Annotated in this window: 15 protein-coding genes; 10 read left to right on the top strand and 5 right to left on the bottom strand. The window is 70.5% G+C overall.

Features of this window, described 5'->3' with window-relative positions:
* Nucleotides 1–126 precede the first annotated feature (126 nt).
* Nucleotides 127–1,044 (top strand): phosphate/phosphite/phosphonate ABC transporter substrate-binding protein, encoded by a 918-nt coding sequence (locus QN245_RS12980; RefSeq protein ID WP_202395008.1) that lies wholly within the window; start codon nt 127–129, stop codon nt 1,042–1,044.
* On the top strand, nt 1,041–3,185 hold the full coding sequence (locus QN245_RS12975) for a putative bifunctional diguanylate cyclase/phosphodiesterase (RefSeq protein ID WP_160970999.1): 2,145 nt from the start codon (nt 1,041–1,043) through the stop codon (nt 3,183–3,185). Before QN245_RS12980 ends, QN245_RS12975 begins: the two co-directional genes overlap by 4 nt.
* A 61-nt stretch (nt 3,186–3,246) precedes the next feature.
* Here QN245_RS12975 and epmB read toward each other — a convergent pair whose 3' ends face one another.
* Nucleotides 3,247–4,281 (bottom strand): EF-P beta-lysylation protein EpmB, encoded by a 1,035-nt coding sequence (gene epmB / locus QN245_RS12970; protein ID WP_317843361.1) that lies wholly within the window; start codon nt 4,279–4,281, stop codon nt 3,247–3,249.
* Between the two features lie 99 nt (nt 4,282–4,380).
* On the opposite strand from epmB, the gene efp reads away from it, so the two are divergent.
* The 6 genes from efp (at nt 4,381) to QN245_RS12940 (ending at nt 9,522) form a co-directional block, all read left to right on the top strand.
* On the top strand, nt 4,381–4,947 hold the full coding sequence (gene efp / locus QN245_RS12965) for an elongation factor P (protein WP_184448615.1): 567 nt from the start codon (nt 4,381–4,383) through the stop codon (nt 4,945–4,947).
* A 127-nt stretch (nt 4,948–5,074) separates the two neighbouring features.
* On the top strand, nt 5,075–5,740 hold the full coding sequence (locus QN245_RS12960) for a TMEM175 family protein (protein ID WP_317843360.1): 666 nt from the start codon (nt 5,075–5,077) through the stop codon (nt 5,738–5,740).
* Between the two features lie 25 nt (nt 5,741–5,765).
* Complete coding sequence (locus tag QN245_RS12955; RefSeq protein WP_160970306.1) at nt 5,766–7,100, top strand: TRZ/ATZ family hydrolase; 1,335 nt, start codon at nt 5,766–5,768, stop codon at nt 7,098–7,100.
* Nucleotides 7,101–7,153: 53 nt separating this feature from the next.
* Nucleotides 7,154–7,873, top strand: coding sequence for a bifunctional 2-polyprenyl-6-hydroxyphenol methylase/3-demethylubiquinol 3-O-methyltransferase UbiG (gene ubiG, locus QN245_RS12950; RefSeq protein ID WP_184448613.1), 720 nt, complete (start codon nt 7,154–7,156; stop codon nt 7,871–7,873).
* Nucleotides 7,874–7,919: 46 nt separating this feature from the next.
* Complete coding sequence (locus tag QN245_RS12945) at nt 7,920–8,624, top strand: phosphoglycolate phosphatase (RefSeq protein WP_317843359.1); 705 nt, start codon at nt 7,920–7,922, stop codon at nt 8,622–8,624.
* A 193-nt stretch (nt 8,625–8,817) separates the two neighbouring features.
* Nucleotides 8,818–9,522 (top strand): isoprenoid biosynthesis enzyme family protein, encoded by a 705-nt coding sequence (locus QN245_RS12940; protein WP_160970309.1) that lies wholly within the window; start codon nt 8,818–8,820, stop codon nt 9,520–9,522.
* Between the two features lie 27 nt (nt 9,523–9,549).
* On the opposite strand, the gene QN245_RS12935 is transcribed toward QN245_RS12940, so the two are convergent.
* Nucleotides 9,550–10,731 carry a putative acyl-CoA thioester hydrolase gene (locus tag QN245_RS12935; protein ID WP_255421694.1) on the bottom strand — a complete coding sequence of 394 codons (1,182 nt, stop codon included), beginning with the start codon at nt 10,729–10,731 and terminating at the stop codon, nt 9,550–9,552.
* A gap of 412 nt (nt 10,732–11,143) precedes the next feature.
* On the opposite strand from QN245_RS12935, the gene QN245_RS12930 reads away from it, so the two are divergent.
* Nucleotides 11,144–12,826 carry a sensor domain-containing diguanylate cyclase gene (locus QN245_RS12930; protein WP_160970311.1) on the top strand — a complete coding sequence of 561 codons (1,683 nt, stop codon included), beginning with the start codon at nt 11,144–11,146 and terminating at the stop codon, nt 12,824–12,826.
* A complete protein-coding gene (locus QN245_RS12925) occupies nt 12,823–13,779 on the top strand; it encodes a hypothetical protein (protein WP_317843358.1) in 957 nt (318 codons plus the stop codon). Before QN245_RS12930 ends, QN245_RS12925 begins: the two co-directional genes overlap by 4 nt.
* Nucleotides 13,780–14,422: 643 nt before the next feature.
* Here the strand turns inward: QN245_RS12925 and QN245_RS12920 are convergent.
* Genes QN245_RS12920 through yidD form a run of 3 tightly spaced genes read right to left on the bottom strand, consistent with a single transcriptional unit; the run spans nt 14,423 to nt 16,892 of the window.
* Entirely contained in the window at nt 14,423–15,286 is an 864-nt protein-coding gene (locus tag QN245_RS12920; RefSeq protein ID WP_160970316.1) for a M23 family metallopeptidase, read from the bottom strand.
* Nucleotides 15,286–16,620 carry a dihydroorotase gene (locus QN245_RS12915; RefSeq protein WP_184448609.1) on the bottom strand — a complete coding sequence of 445 codons (1,335 nt, stop codon included), beginning with the start codon at nt 16,618–16,620 and terminating at the stop codon, nt 15,286–15,288. Before QN245_RS12915 ends, QN245_RS12920 begins: the two co-directional genes overlap by 1 nt.
* Nucleotides 16,620–16,892, bottom strand: a complete 273-nt coding sequence (gene yidD, locus QN245_RS12910) for a membrane protein insertion efficiency factor YidD (protein ID WP_184448608.1) — start codon at nt 16,890–16,892, stop codon at nt 16,620–16,622. Before yidD ends, QN245_RS12915 begins: the two co-directional genes overlap by 1 nt.
* Between the last annotated feature and the right edge of the window lie 87 nt (nt 16,893–16,979).

The raw sequence follows: 16,979 nt of genomic DNA, 5'->3' as shown, positions 1-16,979 counted from the left end.
TTCGCGGCGCGCGCGGTGACGCGCGCGTCGGGGGCGAACAGCATGCGCGGCTGGCGCCATTCTGTGACGCTGTCACCGGCATGCGCTTTCGGCTAGGCTTTGCAAGGTCTACTTGGGGATCGTGGTTTGTCCAGTTCGCGTTGGCGGGTGGTCGTGGTGTGGCTGGCGCTGGCGATCTGCTGGCCCGCGTCCGTGCACGCGCGGCCCTCGGTCCTGGTGCTGGGGCGCATCAGCGACAATCCCAAGGCCCATTACGAGCAACTCAAGCCGCTGCTGGACTACGTGGTGCCGCGCATGCGCGAAGTCGGCATCACCTCCGGGCAGATCCTGATGGCCCGCGACAGCCAGCAGATGAGCAGTTACCTGCGCCGTGGCCGGATCGACTGGGTCACCGAGACCGCCGCCACCGCGATGGCGCTGGAACAGCGCGGCGGCGCCAAGCCGCTGCTGCTGACCGAGCGCAACGGCGTGCGCCAGTACCACACGGTGTTCTTTGTGCGCCGCGACGGGCCGGTGCACGACCTGGCGGATCTGCAGGGGCGGACCCTGGCGCTGCAAAGCCCGCTGTCCACCAGCGCCTACATGGTGCCGATGATGACGCTGTTCGAGCACGGCCTGCATCCGGAGATCCTGCTGTCCAGCAAGGACCAGCCCTCGGCAGAGACGGTCGGCTATGTGTTCGCGCGCTCGGAACTCAACATCGCCGCCTTCGTGCACAAGCACCTGGTGGATGCCGGGGCGTTCAGCAATCTCGACTGGGACGACGAGCGCCGCATCCCGCCGGCATTCCGCCGCGACTTCCGGGTGATCTACCGCAGCGAGCCGTATCCGCGCGCGATCGAAATGGTCCGCAGCGACCTGCCGACCGAGGTGGAGACGCGCTTGCGCGAGGTCCTGCTGCATGCCGCCGACGATCCGCAGGGACGCGCGGCGCTGCGCCAGTTCTTCGGTACCTCCGGCTTCTACCCGATCGATCCGGCCTCGCAGAAGCGCCTGGACACCCTGCGCGCCGGCGTGGCGCGGGTGAGGGCGGAAGTGGAATGAAGACCATGCGTTTCGGGTTGCAGGCCAGGTTCCTGCTGGCCATGGGCGTGGCTGCGCTGTTGGTGATGGCGATCCTGGCCCTGCTGCTGGAGCGCCAGGCGGCGATGCAGCGCGAGGTGCGCACGCTCAGCGGCAATGCCATCCACAGCCTGTTCGACAGCAGCATGCGCACCCGCGGCGAGTCGCTGGCGCGGCAGCTGGCCGACTCGCTGGCCAATCCGGTGTACTACTCCGACCTGGATGCGATCGGCACGCAGGTGCGCGGGGCGCTGGGCTATGTGGCAGTGGCCTATGTGCTGGTCTACGACGCCGACGGGCGGCTGATCCACGACGGCAGCGAGGATTTGCTCGGCTACGGCCAGCGCATGCGCGGGACGATGGCCGACGCCGCGATCCGCTCCCGCGGCCTGCTGGCGCAGGAGTCGCCGGAGTTCCTCGACGTGTCGATGCCGATCATGATCGGCGACCAGCGGGTGGGCGGGGTGCGGGTGGGCATGTCCTGGGCGCGGGCGCAGGAGTACGAGCGCAAGGCCGGGCAGAACCTCGACCAGCGCCTGGGCGCACTGGGCAAGCGCCATCTCGGCTGGCTGCTGCTGTTGCTGGCCGCGCTGGGCCTGACCGCGGCGATGGTGACGGTCTACGTGCAGCGCACCCTGGTGGCGCCGCTGCGCTGGATGGCCGCGGCCGCGCGCCAGATCGAGGCCGGCAACTACGCGGTGGAACGCCGCGACAGCGGCCGTCACGACGAGGTCAGCGAATTGCTGCGCGCGTTCGGGCGCATGAGCGAGGCGATCGCCCGGCACGACCGCGACGTGCGCCACATGGCCTACACCGATGCGTTGACCGGGCTGACCAACCGGCTCGCGTTCCGCGAGGCGCTGGACCATCGCATGCTGTCGGCACGCGCCTCGCAGCGCCGGCTGGCGCTGCTGTTCGCCGACATCGACGATTTCAAGCGGATCAACGACACCCTGGGCCACGAGGCCGGCGACGAAGCGCTGCTGCAGTTCGCGCGGCGCATCCAGCTGGCGGTGGAGCAGTTGGGCGGCGACGACGCGCTGCTGGCGCGCTTCGGCGGCGACGAGTTCGTGATCCTGGTGGAGGACCCGCAGGCGGCCAAGGTCGCCACGGCGCTGGCGCAGCGGCTGGTGCAGGAACTGCGCGAGCCGCTGCGGATCCAGGGCCGCGAGGTGTTCATGGGCACCTCGATCGGCATCACCGTCTACCCCGGCGATGCCGAGGACGCGTCGGCGCTGCTGAAGAACGGCGACATCGCCATGTACCAGGCCAAGCTGGCCGGCAAGAACTGCCACCGCTTCTACAGCCGTGCCATGGACTATGCGGTGGAGCGGCGCGTGCACATGGAGCACGAACTGCGCGGCGCCTGGGAACGCGACGAACTGAAGCTGGCCTACCAGCCGATCTTCCGCACCCAGGACCGGCGCATGGTCGGCGTGGAAGTGCTGTTGCGCTGGCAGCATCCGGCGATGGGCACGATCTCGCCGACGGTGTTCATCGACGTGGCCGAGCAGAGCGGGCTGATCGAAAGCATCGGCCCCAAGGTGTTGCGCGCGGCCTGCAGCGAGGCCACGCAGTGGCGGCGCGCCGACGGCAGCCGCGACCTGTTCGTCTCGGTCAACGTCTCGCCGCGGCAGTTGCGCAGCGGCGACCTGCCGGAAGTGGTGGCCGATTGCCTGCGCGAGTCCGGGCTGCCGGCGGCGCAGCTGCACCTGGAGCTGACCGAGACCGCGGTGATCGGCGACGAACTGCAGGCGGCGAGCATGCTGGCGCGGTTGCACCGCACCGGGGTCAAGGTGTGGCTGGACGACTTCGGCACCGGCTTCTCCGGCCTGAGCCACCTGCGCCAGGTGCCGGTGGACGGGGTCAAGATCGACAAGAGTTTCGTCGCCGACCTGCAGCGCGACCCGGACGATCTGGCGCTGACCACGGCGATCATCGCGATGGCGCATTCGCTGGACATCACCGTGGTCGCCGAAGGCATCGAGCAGGAGACCCAGTTCGAACTGCTGCGCGAGCGCGGCTGCGAACTGGGGCAGGGTTTCTGGCTCAGCCGTCCGCTCAGCGCGGAGGAATTCCGCCAGTTGCTGGCCAACGAGGACGCGCCGCCCGCCGGTGCCTGAGCGCGGGCGCAGTATCGCGGCTAGCCCGGCGCTCTGCCTGCGGCGATCGCCGCCAGACGGGTCAGGGCGTCAGCGCGCGCTTGCCGCTGTCGCCGGGGATCTCGCGTACCAGCTTCGGCACGAGATAACCGGACAGGCGCGCGGCCAGCGCCTGGTGCAGGGCCAGCGCGCGGGCATCGTCCACTTCGAAATGGGCCACGCCCTGCACCCGGTCCAGCTGGTGCAGGTAGTAGGGCAGCACGCCGGCGGCGAAGCTGCGCTCGCTCAGCGCGGCCAGCGCCTCGACGCTGTCGTTGACCCCGCGCAGCAGCACCGCCTGGTTGAGCAGGTGCGCGCCGGCATCGCGCAGGCGCGCCAGCGCGGCATCGACGCCGGCATCGAACTCGTTGGCGTGGTTGGCGTGGATCACGAACGCCAGCGGCCACGGCAGCGCGCGCAGCCAGGCCAGCAACGGCGCATCGACGCGCTCGGGCAGCACCACCGGCAGGCGGCTGTGGATGCGCAGGCGCTTGAGCTGCGGCAGCGTCGCCAGCGCCTCGGTGAGTTCGACCAGTTTGGGTGTGGCCAGCGACAACGGATCGCCGCCGGACAGGATCACTTCCTCGATGCTGGGGTCGGCGGCGATCGCCGCCACCGCCGTGCGCCAGCCGTCGCGCGCCGCGGTCTCGTCGGCATAGGGGAAATGCCGACGGAAGCAGTAGCGGCAGTGCACCGCGCAACTGCCGGTGGCCACCAACAGGGCACGGCCGCGGTATTTGTGGATCACCCCGTCGGCCTTCTTGGCCGCGGCGTCGCCGACCGCATCCAGGGCGAAGCCGGCGACCACGCGCTGCTCGTCGTCGATCGGCAGCACCTGGCGCAGCAGCGGGTCGTGCGGATCGCCCGGGCGCATGCGCGCGACGAAGCTGCGCGGCACGCGCAGCGCGAACTGCGTCGCAGCCTGTTCGGAGACGCCCATTGCCTGCGGGTCCAGCCCGAGCAATGCCAGCAGTTCGTGCGGATCGCGCACGGCGTCGCGCCAGGCCTGTTGCCAGCGCGGCGGCGCGGCGGGCAGGGGCGAGGACGGCTGCATCGGGCGGGGGGCTGCGGTTATCATAGGCGGTCATCACACGAGCGCCCGCCGTTGCGGCGGGGCTTCCATTCTATCCGGCCGGCCGCCGAACGCGGTGGGTTTGCCTTACCCGAGGAGTTTCAGATGGCCAGCTACGGCATGAACGACGTCAAGAACGGGATGAAGATCCTGGTCAACAGCGAGCCTGCGATCATCACCGATACCGAATACGTCAAGCCCGGCAAGGGCCAGGCGTTCACCCGCATCAAGTACCGCTTCATCAAGTCCGGGCGCGTGGTCGAAATGACCATGAAGGCGACCGACAGCGTGGAAGCGGCCGACGTGGTCGATACCGACATGCAGTATCTGTACAGCGACGGCGAGTACTGGCACTTCATGCAGCAGGAAACCTTCGAGCAGGTGCAGGCCGACAAGGCCGGCGTCGGCGACGCCGCCAAGTGGATCAAGGGCGAGGAAGATTGCGTGGTGACGCTGTGGAACGGCACGCCGATCCAGGTCACCCCGCCGAACTTCGTCGAACTGAAGATCGTGGAGACCGACCCGGGCGTGCGTGGCGACACCTCCGGCGGCGGCGGCAAGCCGGCCACCCTTGAGACCGGCGCGGTGGTACGCGTGCCGCTGTTCGTCGGCCAGGAAGAAGTGATCCGCGTCGATACGCGTTCGGGCGAATACGTCTCGCGCGTCAAGTAATACGTCGACACGCCCGCGGCCGCAGCCGGCCGTGGGCGTGCGCACGCGCTGGCTGCGGCGGCCAGGCAGCGCCATGCGCCGGATCGCCGCGCGGCGGTGATGGACCACCTCGCTCCCAGGACACCCCGTGACGACCAGCCACGCCGATAGCGCCGACAGCAAGTACCCGCACGACCGTGTCGTGTTCTTCAGCGATGCGGTCTTCGCCATCGCCATCACCTTGCTGGCGGTGGAAATCAAGGTGCCAGGGCACGCCGAGGTCGCGGCCGCCGGCGGCATCCTCGCCGCGCTGCACCGGATGCTGCCGCTGTTCATCGGCTTCGCGGTGAGCTTCCTGGTCACCGCGCTGTTCTGGAAGTCGCACCTGCAGCTGTGCCGGCACATCCGCCAGTTCGACGACCGGCTGATCTGGCTCAACGTGCTGCAGCTGCTGCTGATCGGCCTGCTGCCGTTCTCCACCGCGCTGTATTCGGACTATTTCGGCAACCACGAGGCGTTCGCGGTGTACTGCGCGCATCTGGCCGCGATCGGCCTGGCCGGCTACTGGCTGCATGCCTATGCGGTGCGCAAGGAAGGCCTGGCGCAGCGGCTGGGTCCGCTGCAGACGCAGGCGATAAAGCTGCGCGCGGCGGTCTCGCCGGTGGTGTTCGCGTTGTGCATCCCCGTGGGCATGGTGGCACCCTGGCTGGGCCGCTTCGGCTTCCTGGCGATCTTCCTGCTGCAGTGGGTGGTGATGCGCGTGTACCAGCGGCGCATCCTCCAGGCGCAGGTGGCGCCGGCACCCGTACCGTGATCCTTCCCTTTCCAGAGCATCTGCGATGACCTCCATTCCCGAATCCTGCGACCTGCTGATCGAAGCCGGCTACGTGGTCCCGATCGAGCCGCATGCGGTGGTGCTGGAAGACCACGCGGTGGCGGTGCGCGGCAGCGAGATCGTGGCGGTGCTGCCGATCGCCGAGGCGCGCACGCGCTTCGCCGCCACGCGCACCGTCTCGCGCCCGGACGCGGCCCTGCTGCCGGGCCTGGTCAACGCGCACACCCACAACCCGATGACCCTGCTGCGCGGCATCGCCGACGATCTGCCGCTGATGGTGTGGCTGCAGCAGCACATCTGGCCGGTGGAGACCGCGGTGATCGGGCCGGAGTTCGTCGCCGACGGCACCGCGTTGGCGATCGCCGAGATGCTGCGCGGCGGCACCACCTGCGCCAACGAGAACTACTTCTTCGCCGACGTGCAGGCCGCGGTGTACAAGCAACACGGTTTCCGCGCCCGTGTCGGCACGGTGATCATCGATTTCCCGACCGCCTGGGCCAAGACCTCCGACGAATACTTCGCCCGCGCCTGCGAGGTGCACGACCAGTGGCGCGACGATCCGCTGGTCGGCATCGCCTTCGCCCCGCATGCGCCGTACACGGTCAACGACGCCAACTTCGAGCGGGTGCGGATGCTGTCCGACCAGCTCGAGGTGCCGGTGCACCTGCACACCCACGAGACCGCGCAGGAAATCGCCGACTCGCTCAAGCAATACGGGCAGCGCCCGCTGGCGCGGCTGGACCGGCTGGGCCTGGTCAACGACCGCCTGATCGCGGTGCACATGACCCAACTCACCGACGCCGAGATCCACCTGTGCGCCGAGCGCGGGGTCAGCGTGGTGCATTGCCCCGAATCCAACCTCAAGCTCGCCTCCGGGTTCTGCCCGGCCTGCGCGCTGCAGCGTGCGGGCGTGAACCTGGCGATCGGCACCGACGGCTGCGCCAGCAACAACGACCTGGACATGTTCAGCGAGAACCGCACCGCGGCGATCCTGGCCAAGGCCGTGGCCAACGACGCCACCGCGCTGGACGCGGCCAGCACGCTGCGCGCGGCCACCCTGGGCGGCGCGCGCGCGCTGGGCTTCGGCGAGAAGATCGGCTCGATCGAGCCGGGCAAGCAGGCCGACCTGATCTGCGTGGACCTGTCGGCGCTGGAGACCCAGCCGCTGCACAACGTGCTGTCGCAACTGGTGTACGCCACCGGCCGGCAGCAGGTCAGCGACGTGTGGATCGCCGGCCAGCCCAAGCTGAGCCAGCGCGTGCTGGTGGACATGGACGTCGACGCGCTGGTCGCCAATGCGCGGCAGTGGCGCGAACGTATCCGCAGCGTCCACGCCTGATCCGCTATGTTCGCCGTGCCGCACCGCGCGCGCGGCCCCAACGAGAGTTCGCCATGACCGCTTCCGCCGCCAACGCCTCCGCCAATTTCGATCAGGCCGAACTGGACAAGTTCGGCGCCCTGGCCACCCGCTGGTGGGATGCCGACGGCCCGCAGAAGCCGCTGCATGCACTCAATCCGGTGCGCCTGCGCTACGTCGCCGAGCGCCTGCCGCTGCGCGGCGCAGCGGTGCTGGACGTGGGCTGCGGCGGCGGCCTGCTCAGCGAGGCGCTGGCCAAGGAGGGCGCGCAGGTCACCGCGATCGACCTGGCGCCGGAGCTGATCAAGGTGGCGCGGCTGCATCAGTTCGAATCCGGGGTGGAGGTCGACTACCGCGTGCAGTCGGTCGAGGACCTGGCGGCGGCGCAGCCGGCCAGCTTCGATGCCATCACCTGCATGGAGATGCTCGAGCACGTGCCCGATCCGGCGGCGATCGTGCGCGCCTGCGCGACCCTGCTCAAGCCCGGCGGACAGCTGTTCCTGTCCACCCTCAACCGCACCCCGGCGGCGTTCGCCCTGGCCATCGTCGGTGCCGAGTACGTGGCGCGGCTGCTGCCCACCGGCACCCACCGCTACCAGGATTTCATCAAGCCGGCGGAACTGGCCGCCTGGTTGCGCCAGGCCGAGCTGCAGCTGCGCGACGTCAGCGGCCTGGCCTACGAGCCGTGGCGCAACCGCGCGCGGCTGTCCTCGCGCACCGAGGTCAATTACCTGGCGTGTGCGGGGAAGCCGTGATTCGGGAGCCGGGATTGGGGATTGGTAACGGCGGGTGCGTGTGGGCGTGAAGTCCGCGGCGGGCAATACCCGGGCGCGCTTTCCGCGGGTGGTGTTGTTCGATCTGGATGGCACGCTGCTGGACAGTGCGCCGGATCTGTTGGCCGCGGCCAATGCGGTACTGGCCGAGCACGGCCGTGCAGCGTTGACCCTGGCGCAGTTACGGCCGGTGGTGTCCAAGGGCTCGCGGGCGATGCTTGGCGTGGCCTTCCCGGACCTGCCCGCCGCGCAGCGCGATGCGCTGATCCCGGCATTCCTGCGCCATTACGAGGCGCTGATCGGCCGCCATTCGCAGCCGTTCGACGGCATCGCCGGGTTGCTGCAGCGGCTGGAGGCTGCGGGCAGCGTGTGGGGCATCGTCACCAACAAGCCCGAGGCGCTGGCACGGTTGATCCTGCCGCAACTGCAGTGGGAGCAGCGCTGCGCGGTGCTGATCGGCGGCGACACGCTGCCCGAGCGCAAGCCGCATCCGCTGCCGCTGCAGGTCGCCGCGCAGCGCCTTGGCGTGGCGCCGCACGAGGTGGTCTACGTCGGCGACGACGAACGCGACATCCTTGCCGCACGCGCCGCCGGCATGGCCTCGGTCGCGGTGCTGTGGGGCTACCGGCTGGACGAGGACGATCCGCTGGCCTGGCGCGCCGATGCGATGGTCGCCACGCCCGCCGAGTTGTACGCCGCCGCGGCCTGGCCGGTCAGCGCAACCGCTCCCTGACGCCGGTGCCGTCGCTGCGTTGGCGACGCCGCCGCGCAGCGGCCGCGACCGTCGTGGCGCCGCCTGCACGCCGGCACCGCTCGGCATCCACCGGTCGCGCACGTAAACTGCGCGTTCTGCGCGACAACCGCGCTCACTCCCCCGTTGCGCGACGCCTTCGCTGCGCGCGCCTGACTCCGGATTCACCGATCGCATGAGCAGTTCGTCCGCCCTGGATGCCTTCCTCGACAAATGGCGCCGCCGCTGGCCGGAATGGGCCGTGGCCGAGGCCTTCGTGCCGGCGTCGCAGCGCGCCCGCACCGTGGCCTGGTTCGCCCTGCTGCAGGAGTTCGACGACATCCTCAACATCGCCGGCGATCCGCTGCCGGCCGACGCCAAGCTGGCCTGGTGGGGCGAGGAACTGCGCAGTTGGGCCGGGCAGCGTTCGCGGCATCCGCTGGGACGGGTGCTGGAGCCGGTGGCCGCGCCGTGGACGCAACTGGCCGAGGCCTTGCCGAGCCTGCCGCAGTCGCGCGCGGCCGCGGCCGACACCGCGCACGCACTGGAGCGGCTGGAGCCGTTCGCGCAGGCGGTGGTCGCGGTCGAGCGCGCGCTGTTCGAGGCCCCGGTCGAGGGCGCCGCGGTGCCGGTCGCGCTGCAGGTGCTGGCGCAGCGCCTGGTCGAGGCCGGCGCCGCCACCGCGCCGCTGGCGCTACGCGGCGGCGATGAGGCGCAGCAGCGCCAGCGCTGGGCGCAGGCGTTGCTGAAGCCATGGCCGCGCCGCGTGCGCGGGCCGCGCGCGCGACGCATCCTGTCGGCGCTGGCGCGTGCGCGGACGGCGCAGCAGGCAACCGCCACGCCCAAGCCGCCGGGACAGATGGCGACGCTGTGGCGCGCCTGGTGGGCCGGGCTGGGCTAAGCCCGGCCCACACCACGTCGCCTTGCTTCAGGGGGCGCTGCCGGCGCCGCTGTTGGCGTATTCGTAGAAGCGGTTGGCCGAGGTGCTGCAGCCACTGCTGCAGTACGGCCGGCCGATGGTCGAGGCGTTCCACGGCGCGCTCTTGCGGATGTGCCCGCCCAGCACCGAATCGCGGATCACCACCTTGCCGTTGGGCGAGGTGCCGTCGACGTAGTTGGCCAGGCTGCCCACGCTCTCGTCCCAGGCCCGGCCCAGCCACACCGTGCCGCTGCCGGGAGTGCCGACCGCATCGAAGGTGCTGCCGATGGCCAGGAAGCCGTAGCTGCTGCCCGGGCGGGTGCTGGGCGCGAAGATCACGCCGCCGTCGGTGGCGCCGCGGCGGGCCGCGGTGTAGCGGATGGTGCTGCCGGCGAACACCGCCACGCCCGAGCCGAAGATGAAGTCGGTATCGCCCTCGATGGTGCCGCCCTTGAGGTACGCGCGGATCACCGTGTTGGCGCTGCCGGCGCTGACCAGCAGGGTGTCCTGATTGCCGGTCAGCACCACGTTCTCCAGCACCGCCTTGTCGCCGCGCAACGCCAGCGCCACCGCCGACTGGTTGCTGCCGCTGTAGGTACCCTCGACGTAGCTGTTGACGATCGCCAGGTTGCGCGCCTGGAACTGCGCGGCGCGCACGGTGACGGTGCCGCTGTCGGAGGTGCCGATGGTGCTGCTGGCGGCGTTGCTGGCGCAGGCATGAGTGGCGCTGCCGGTGGGCTTCGGCGTCGGGTTGGCGTTGCCGAAACGGATCGTGGTGCTGGCCGGGCTGCCGCCCAGCCCGAACAGGGTGAGCGGCGGCGCCGCGGCGGGGACGCAGACCACTTCGGTGTACGTGCCCGGTGCCACGCTGATGTAGCGGCGCATGCTGCCGCCGGCGGCGACCGCAGCGTCCACCGCGGCCTGCACGGTGCGGTAGCGGGTGCTGCCGTCGGCCGCCACGGCGTAGTCGGCCTTCAGCAGCGCGACCCCGGCGCTCGGATCCCAGTTGTCGGTGACCAGGGCGCCGATCGGGCCGGCCTGGGCCAGGTGGCGGGCGACGGTCTGGCTGGCCGCCTCGCTGCTGGTCAGTTGCGGGCGCGACGTGGTCCCGGTCAGGGCCGGCGCATCGGTGACGACCCCGGCCGCCAGGGCCAGGGTGGAGGAAAGCAGCAACCAGCGCGATACGGTCATGGGAAGCCTCCGCTCAAGGATAAGGGGCCGCGGCGACGCTTAAAATGATACCGGTGTCATCCGGTCGCCTGATCCGGCGTCGTCAGCGGACCGGCGATGGTAGGGACGTTCGCGCGTCGATGCCGGCCGATGTCGCAGCCAGAGGCCGGTTGTGTCGTCTCCATCACGATCACTGATCCGCAGCACGTGCGGAGCGCCGGTTGGTGTGGGCGTGGAGGGCGATTCCCAGGGCAAAACGCGACGGCTACCGGCGTTCCAGACCTTTCGGCGGGAGACTGCCGCCGCACTGCGGCATGGATCTGCGCGCCGTGTGCCGACCCCACGTTGTGGTGTGACGGGGTCGTGAATTTGGATACGAACGGCGTCGCGGCTTGCGTTACGCTCGACGCCGATCCCACTTGGAACCCGTCGATTGAAGCGCCTGTGCCGTTGGTGCTGCCTGTTGCTGTGCCTGGGGATGGTCGGGTCGGCGCTGGGGCAGGAACTGTTGTTGCAACGGCTGGCCGCCGACCCTCCGGCGCCGGAGGTGGTGGCGGGGCGCCACGATGCCGCGTTCGCCGATGCCGGCCATGGCGCGACCCTGTACGAGCGCAGCAAGCAGCCCACCTGGTGGCGCATCCGCGCCGATCGCGCGATCGGCAGCGCGGGCCAACCGCAGCTGGTGCTGCAGTCGCCGTACCTGACCCGGGTCGAGGCCTGGGTGCCGGGACGCACCGCGCCGACCCGGCACGCGATCTACGGTGCCGACGCCGACCTGCGCTACTCGACCCGCGCCCTGGTGATCGCCTTGCCGCAGGGACTGCCGCGCGGCGCCTCGATCTGGCTGCGGGTGCATGCGCCGGCGGCGATGCCGATGCCGGTGGGCATCGTGCCGCTGGCGCAGGTGCAGCGCGAGGACCTGCACTACGTCGGCTGGCGCGCCTTCATCCTCGGCTCGACCGCGGTGCTGGCGATCCTGGCGATCGCGTTGTGGGCGCGCCTGCGCGAACCGATCTACGGGTACTTCACCGCCAACGTGATGTGCGTGCTGCTGTACCTGCTCGGCCTCGGCGGCGAGGCGCGCGCGGTGCCCGGCCTGGCCAGCGTGTTCGCGTCCTCGCCGACGCCGATGCGCATCGTCGCCGCGCTCGGCGGCTTCTTCATCATCACCTTCCAGCGCCGGCAACTGGAGATGCACCGGCAACTGCCGCGGCTGGACCGGGTGCTACGGCTGTGCGCGCTGTTCCTGCTCGGCATCGCCATGGCCTGCCTGGTGTCGGATTCGGTGGTGCTGAGTCTGCTGGGCAATGTCGGGCTGATCGTCGGCGCGGCCCTGCTGCTGCCGTGCTGCCTGCTGCTGGCCCTGCGCGGGCAACGCTACGCCTGGCCGCTGCTGGCCTCGTGGACGCCGCTGTGGATGCTGTGCGTGCTGCGCTGCCTGGAACTGACCGGTTGGCTGCACCTGGATCTGGCTGCGCCGCTGCTGGCGCACGGCATCAGCCTGGCGCTGGCGATCTCCTGCCTGCTGGTCACCTTCGGCCTGGCCGAGCAGATGCTGGAGCTGCGTCGCGATCGCGACCGCGTCAGCCGCATGGCGACGGTGGACGAACTCACCGGCATGCTCACCCGCGCCGCGCTGCAGCAGCGCCTGGCCGAGGCGCTGCAGGACGCCGCACGCAGCGAGCGGCCGTTGGCGCTGGCCTACATCGACATCGACCACTTCAAGCGCATCAACGACATCCACGGCCACGCCGGCGGCGATGCCTGCCTGCGCTGGGTCGCCGCCTGCGCGCGGGCGCGCCTGCGCAGCACCGACACGCTCGGCCGCCAGGGCGGCGACGAGATGCTGCTGTTGATGCCCGGCGCCACGCTGGAGGCCGCGCGGCGCGTGGCCGAGGACATCCGCCAGCACGTCGCCGCGCAGCCGCTGCCGCGCGAAGGCCAGGCGCTGTCATGCACCCTGAGCGTCGGCGTGGCGCAATGGCAGCACGGCGAGAGCGTCGCGGCGCTGCTGCAGCGCGCCGATGCCGCGCTGTACGCCAGCAAGGCCGCCGGCCGCAACCGCGTCAGCGTGTCCCCCACCCACCGCGTCACCCACCAGGAGCCCCAGCCATGACTGCCCAGCCCGCTTTGCCCGCGTTCGCTCCCGATCAGTTGCAGGTCGGCGACATCCTGTTGCAACTGGGCTGCGGCCCGGTGTCCGAACTGATCGCCTGGTGCGGCGACAGCATCTACAGCCATGCCGCGATCGTCGCCGACCAGGGCGATCTGATCGAGGCGGCGGCCAGCGGCGTGCGCCGCTATCCGCTGTCGCAACGGCTGACCGACACCACCAACTACCTCATCATCGACGCCTACCGGCCACTCAGCTACGCCTGCCTGGCGCTGGACGACGCCGACCGCGCCAGCGTGCTGGCCAAGGCGCAATCGCTGCTGGGCGTTCCGTATCCGCTGGACAGCCTGGCCACGCTGGGCGTGCTGGTCGCCATCCGCGGCAAGTGGCCGCAGCACTGGCTGGCGCGGATCGTGGTGCGCGAGGCGCTGGACCACCTGGTCCGCGACAACCCCTCGCACATGGTGTGCAGCGAGGTGGTGTACCGCGCGCTGGCCGAATGCGACGCGGCACCGCCGGGCCGGCTGGCGCCGCAGATCGTGCTCAGCGGGCCCACCCACATGCCGTTCCCGGACCTGGACTGGAAGGCGCTATGGGAAGAGGTGTGGCAACTGCTGCATCCGCACCGGCAGCAGGTCCTGGGCGACGTGGCGCAGCGCCTGGCGGCGGTGGAGGGCGCACCGGCCAGCCTGGCCGCCTCGGCGCTGACCACGGTCACGGACGAGGACCTGCTGAACGGTGCCAACGCGGTCCGCGCCGGGCTGGGCCTGCCGCCGCTGCCGCCGGTCACCGACCAGGTGGAAGACAACGGCAGTCTGCTGCGGGAAGCCGGCGAAGAGGCCCCGGGAACGCCGTTGCCGCATCCCAATCCCAAGCTGGTGATGCCGCTGGACCTGGCCAACAGCCCATCGCATGTCGTGCTGGGGCGCCTGCTGCCGACGGCCACGCCGGTGTAACGGGAAGGCTACGCGCCAGCGCATTGCACGAGGCTGCGCCCGACCCCTCATCCGCCCCTGCGGTGCACCCTCTCCCCGCAATAAGAGAGCTGTGGTCCCGAGGGGAGGGCAGAAGGAAAGGACCGGCAGCAAGCCCCTCTCCCACCGGGAGAGGGGTTGGGGTGAGGGTACGGCCTCGCGCGACACCGCCTGTCCCGCTCCCGCGGCCATTCGAACAAGCGCCGGCGCGCCTCTCCGCTGCCGCTTGCGTTCCTGCGCCGAGACCCGCCGCCCAGCCGCTGCGCGACGCGGATGCCGCGCAGCGTTCCGATGTGGGAGCGACTTCAGGACGACATCCCTAGCAACGCGTCGTGGCTCGGCGCGATCTATCGTCGCGATTGTAGGAGCGGCTTCAGCCGCGACGGGCGTTACCGGGAGTGCCCGTCGCGGCTGAAGCCGCTCCTACAAAATGAACATGCCGCTGTACGTCACTGCACCTGATGAACGCGCCGCCGCGCGCCAGTGAACCCGCTTCAAAGCTGTTTCGTCCGCTCCAGCACCAGCAACGGGTCGATGCGCACATCGAACCGCGCCAAGCGAAGGCGTCGGATGCGCAAATCAGGAACGCGCCGCCGCGCGCCAGCGCAACTGACGCGCCCGCGCTTTAGGGCTGCTTCGTGCGCTCCAACACCAGCAACGGGTCGATCCGTACGTCGAACCAATTCATCCCCCAATGCAGATGCGGCCCGGTCGCACGACCCGTGGCGCCGACGGCGCCGATGACCTGGCCCTGGGCGATGCGGTCGCCGACTTTCACGTCGATCCGCGACAGGTGCAGGAAGTTGGAGCTGACGCCATAGCCGTGATCCAGCAGTACGGTGCCGCCGGTCAGGTACAGGTCGGGAGCAGCGAAGGTGACGACGCCGGCCGCCGGGGCCTTGACCGGAGTGCCGGTGGGCACGGCGATGTCCATGCCGGAATGCCCGGCGCCAGGCTGGCCGTTGTAGACCCGGGCATTGCCGAAGCGACCGCTGATGCGGCCCTGTACCGGCCAGATGAAGGGCGCGGCGAAATCGGTGCGCGGGTCGTCGCGGTCGCGCGCGGCGGTGACCTGGGCCTGTTCGCGCTTGATCCGCTCGGCGATCGCCGGCGGCGGATTCACCGTCTTCGGCGGCACCCCGTTGACCTGTTCCAGCGGCCAGTCGCGCGGCGTCACCGCAATCTCGACGGTTTCGCTGCCGCCGTCCGGGCGCTGCACGGCGATGCGCAGCGGACCGCGCTCGTCGCGGCCGATGCCGAACACCACGCTGCCGTAGTCGCTGACACGCAGGGTGCGTCCGGCGTACTGCACGCGGCTGCCGGGCGCCACCTTGCCGATCACCAGTGCGCCCTGCGAGGCGCTGCGCGGGAACACGCTGCGCGCCTCGGCGCCGGCCGCGGCCGGCGTCTGCGCGTGCAGCGCCGGGGCGAGCGGTGCGGTCAGCAGGACCAGCGCCAGTGCGGCGCCGGACACCAGGGCGACGCGCATCAGCGGTCGAACGCCAGGCGCTGCCCGTTGGGGCTGCCGACCAGGCGGGTCCCGTCCCAGGCCAGCACGCCGTTGACCCAGGTCGCGGCGATCTTGGAGCGGAAGCTGCGGCCTTCGAACGGCGACCAGCCGCACTTGGACAGCACGTCCTCGCGGCGCACGGTGAACGCGGTGTCGTCGATCAGCACCAGGTCGGCGTGGTAACCCTCGCGCAGGAAGCCGCGTTCGTGCACGTCGAACAGCAGCGCCGGCGCATGCGCGAACTTGTGCACCACCTGGGCCACGCTGAGCCGGCCCTCGTGGACCAGTTCCAGCGCCGCGACCAGTGCGTACTGCACCAGCGGCAGGCCGGACGGGGCCTGCGCATACGGCTTGCTCTTCTCTTCCCAGGTGTGCGGCGCGTGGTCGGTGGCGAGCACGTCGATCACGTCCTCGGCGATCGCGCGGATCAGCGCTTCGCGGTCGCTGGCGTCCTTGATCGCCGGGTTGCACTTGATCAGGTTGCCGAGCGTGGCGTAGTCGGCGCGGTCGAAGCGCAGGAAGTGGATGCAGGTTTCGGCGGTGATGCGCTTGCCCTGGATCGGGCCGGGCGTGAACAGCGCCAGCTCGTCGGCGGTGGAGATATGCAGCACGTGCAGGCGGGTGCCGTGCTTCTTCGCCAGCGACACCGCCAACTGCGAGGACTTCAGGCAGGCTTCGCGCGAGCGGATGTCCGGGTGCATGTCCGGGGTCAGCGCCTCGCCATATTTTTCCTTGAACGCGGCCAGGGTCGCGTCGATGGTCGGGGTGTCTTCGCAATGGGTGATGATCGGCGTCGGCGCGTCGCGGAAGATCGCGTCCAGGGTCTGCGGGTTGTCGACCAGCATGTTGCCGGTGGAGGCGCCCATGAACACCTTGATGCCGGGCGCGGTCTTCGGGTCCAGGGTCTGGATCGCGGCCAGGTTGTCGTTGCTGGCGCCCAGGTAGAAGCCGTAATTGCCCCAGGCGCGGCCGTGCGCGGCGTCGTACTTGGCCTGCAGTGCGGCGGCGTCGAGCGTGGGCGGATTGGTGTTGGGCATGTCCATGAAGCTGGTCAGGCCGCCAGCCACCGCCGCGGCCGATTCGCTGGCGATGTCGCCCTTGTGGGTCAGGCCGGGTTCGCGGAAGTGCACCTGGTCGTCGATCATGCCGGGCAGCAGCCAGCGTCCGGCGGCGTCGACCACGGTCTCGCCCTCGCGCGCGGCCAGCTGCGGGGCGATCGCGGCGATGCGGCCGTCGGCGATGCGCAGGTCGCCCTGGGTTTCGCGGCCTTCGTTGACCAGGCGCGCGTTGACGATCAGTGTGGAAGCGGACATCAGTGTTTTCCTTGGCAGCGGCAGGGTGGCGGCGCCGTGGGGTCGGGCACCGGGTCGAACCCGCCAGGATGGAAGGGGTGGCAGCGGCCGACGCGGCGGGCGGCCATCCAGCCGCCGCGCAATGCGCCGAAACGGGCGATGGCGGTCACCGCATACGCCGAGCAACTGGGCACGAAACGGCAGCGCGGCCCCAGCAGCGGGCTGATGAAGCGCTGGTACAGGTGCAGCAAGGCGATGAGAGCGCGGGCGATCACGCCACCATGATATGCCACTGTGCTCGACTAGGCGGGTCGCTCGGCGTATACGCCGCGTTGTTGCCGCGGGGGGTAGGGTAGGCTATAAAGGCCCGCTTTCCCGGG

Origin of the sequence: Xanthomonas rydalmerensis (genome assembly GCF_033170385.1) — a bacterium.
In the GTDB taxonomy this organism is placed as follows: domain Bacteria; phylum Pseudomonadota; class Gammaproteobacteria; order Xanthomonadales; family Xanthomonadaceae; genus Xanthomonas_A; species Xanthomonas_A rydalmerensis.
The sequence above is the reverse complement of the archived record's forward strand: the minus strand, read 5'-3'. Positions and strand labels throughout refer to the sequence as shown.

Bases quoted from the DNA above. Each gene is read 5' to 3' on its own strand.
- QN245_RS12975 (WP_160970999.1), top strand. From the start codon at position 1,041: ATGAAGACCATGCGTTTCGGGTTGCAGGCCAGGTTCCTGCTGGCCATG.
- epmB (WP_317843361.1), bottom strand. From the start codon at position 4,281: ATGATAACCGCAGCCCCCCGCCCGATGCAGCCGTCCTCGCCCCTGCCC.
- efp (WP_184448615.1), top strand. From the start codon at position 4,381: ATGGCCAGCTACGGCATGAACGACGTCAAGAACGGGATGAAGATCCTG.
- QN245_RS12955 (WP_160970306.1), top strand. From the start codon at position 5,766: ATGACCTCCATTCCCGAATCCTGCGACCTGCTGATCGAAGCCGGCTAC.
- ubiG (WP_184448613.1), top strand. From the start codon at position 7,154: ATGACCGCTTCCGCCGCCAACGCCTCCGCCAATTTCGATCAGGCCGAA.
- QN245_RS12940 (WP_160970309.1), top strand. From the start codon at position 8,818: ATGAGCAGTTCGTCCGCCCTGGATGCCTTCCTCGACAAATGGCGCCGC.
- QN245_RS12935 (WP_255421694.1), bottom strand. From the start codon at position 10,731: ATGACCGTATCGCGCTGGTTGCTGCTTTCCTCCACCCTGGCCCTGGCG.
- QN245_RS12925 (WP_317843358.1), top strand. From the start codon at position 12,823: ATGACTGCCCAGCCCGCTTTGCCCGCGTTCGCTCCCGATCAGTTGCAG.
- QN245_RS12920 (WP_160970316.1), bottom strand. From the start codon at position 15,286: ATGCGCGTCGCCCTGGTGTCCGGCGCCGCACTGGCGCTGGTCCTGCTG.
- QN245_RS12915 (WP_184448609.1), bottom strand. From the start codon at position 16,620: ATGTCCGCTTCCACACTGATCGTCAACGCGCGCCTGGTCAACGAAGGC.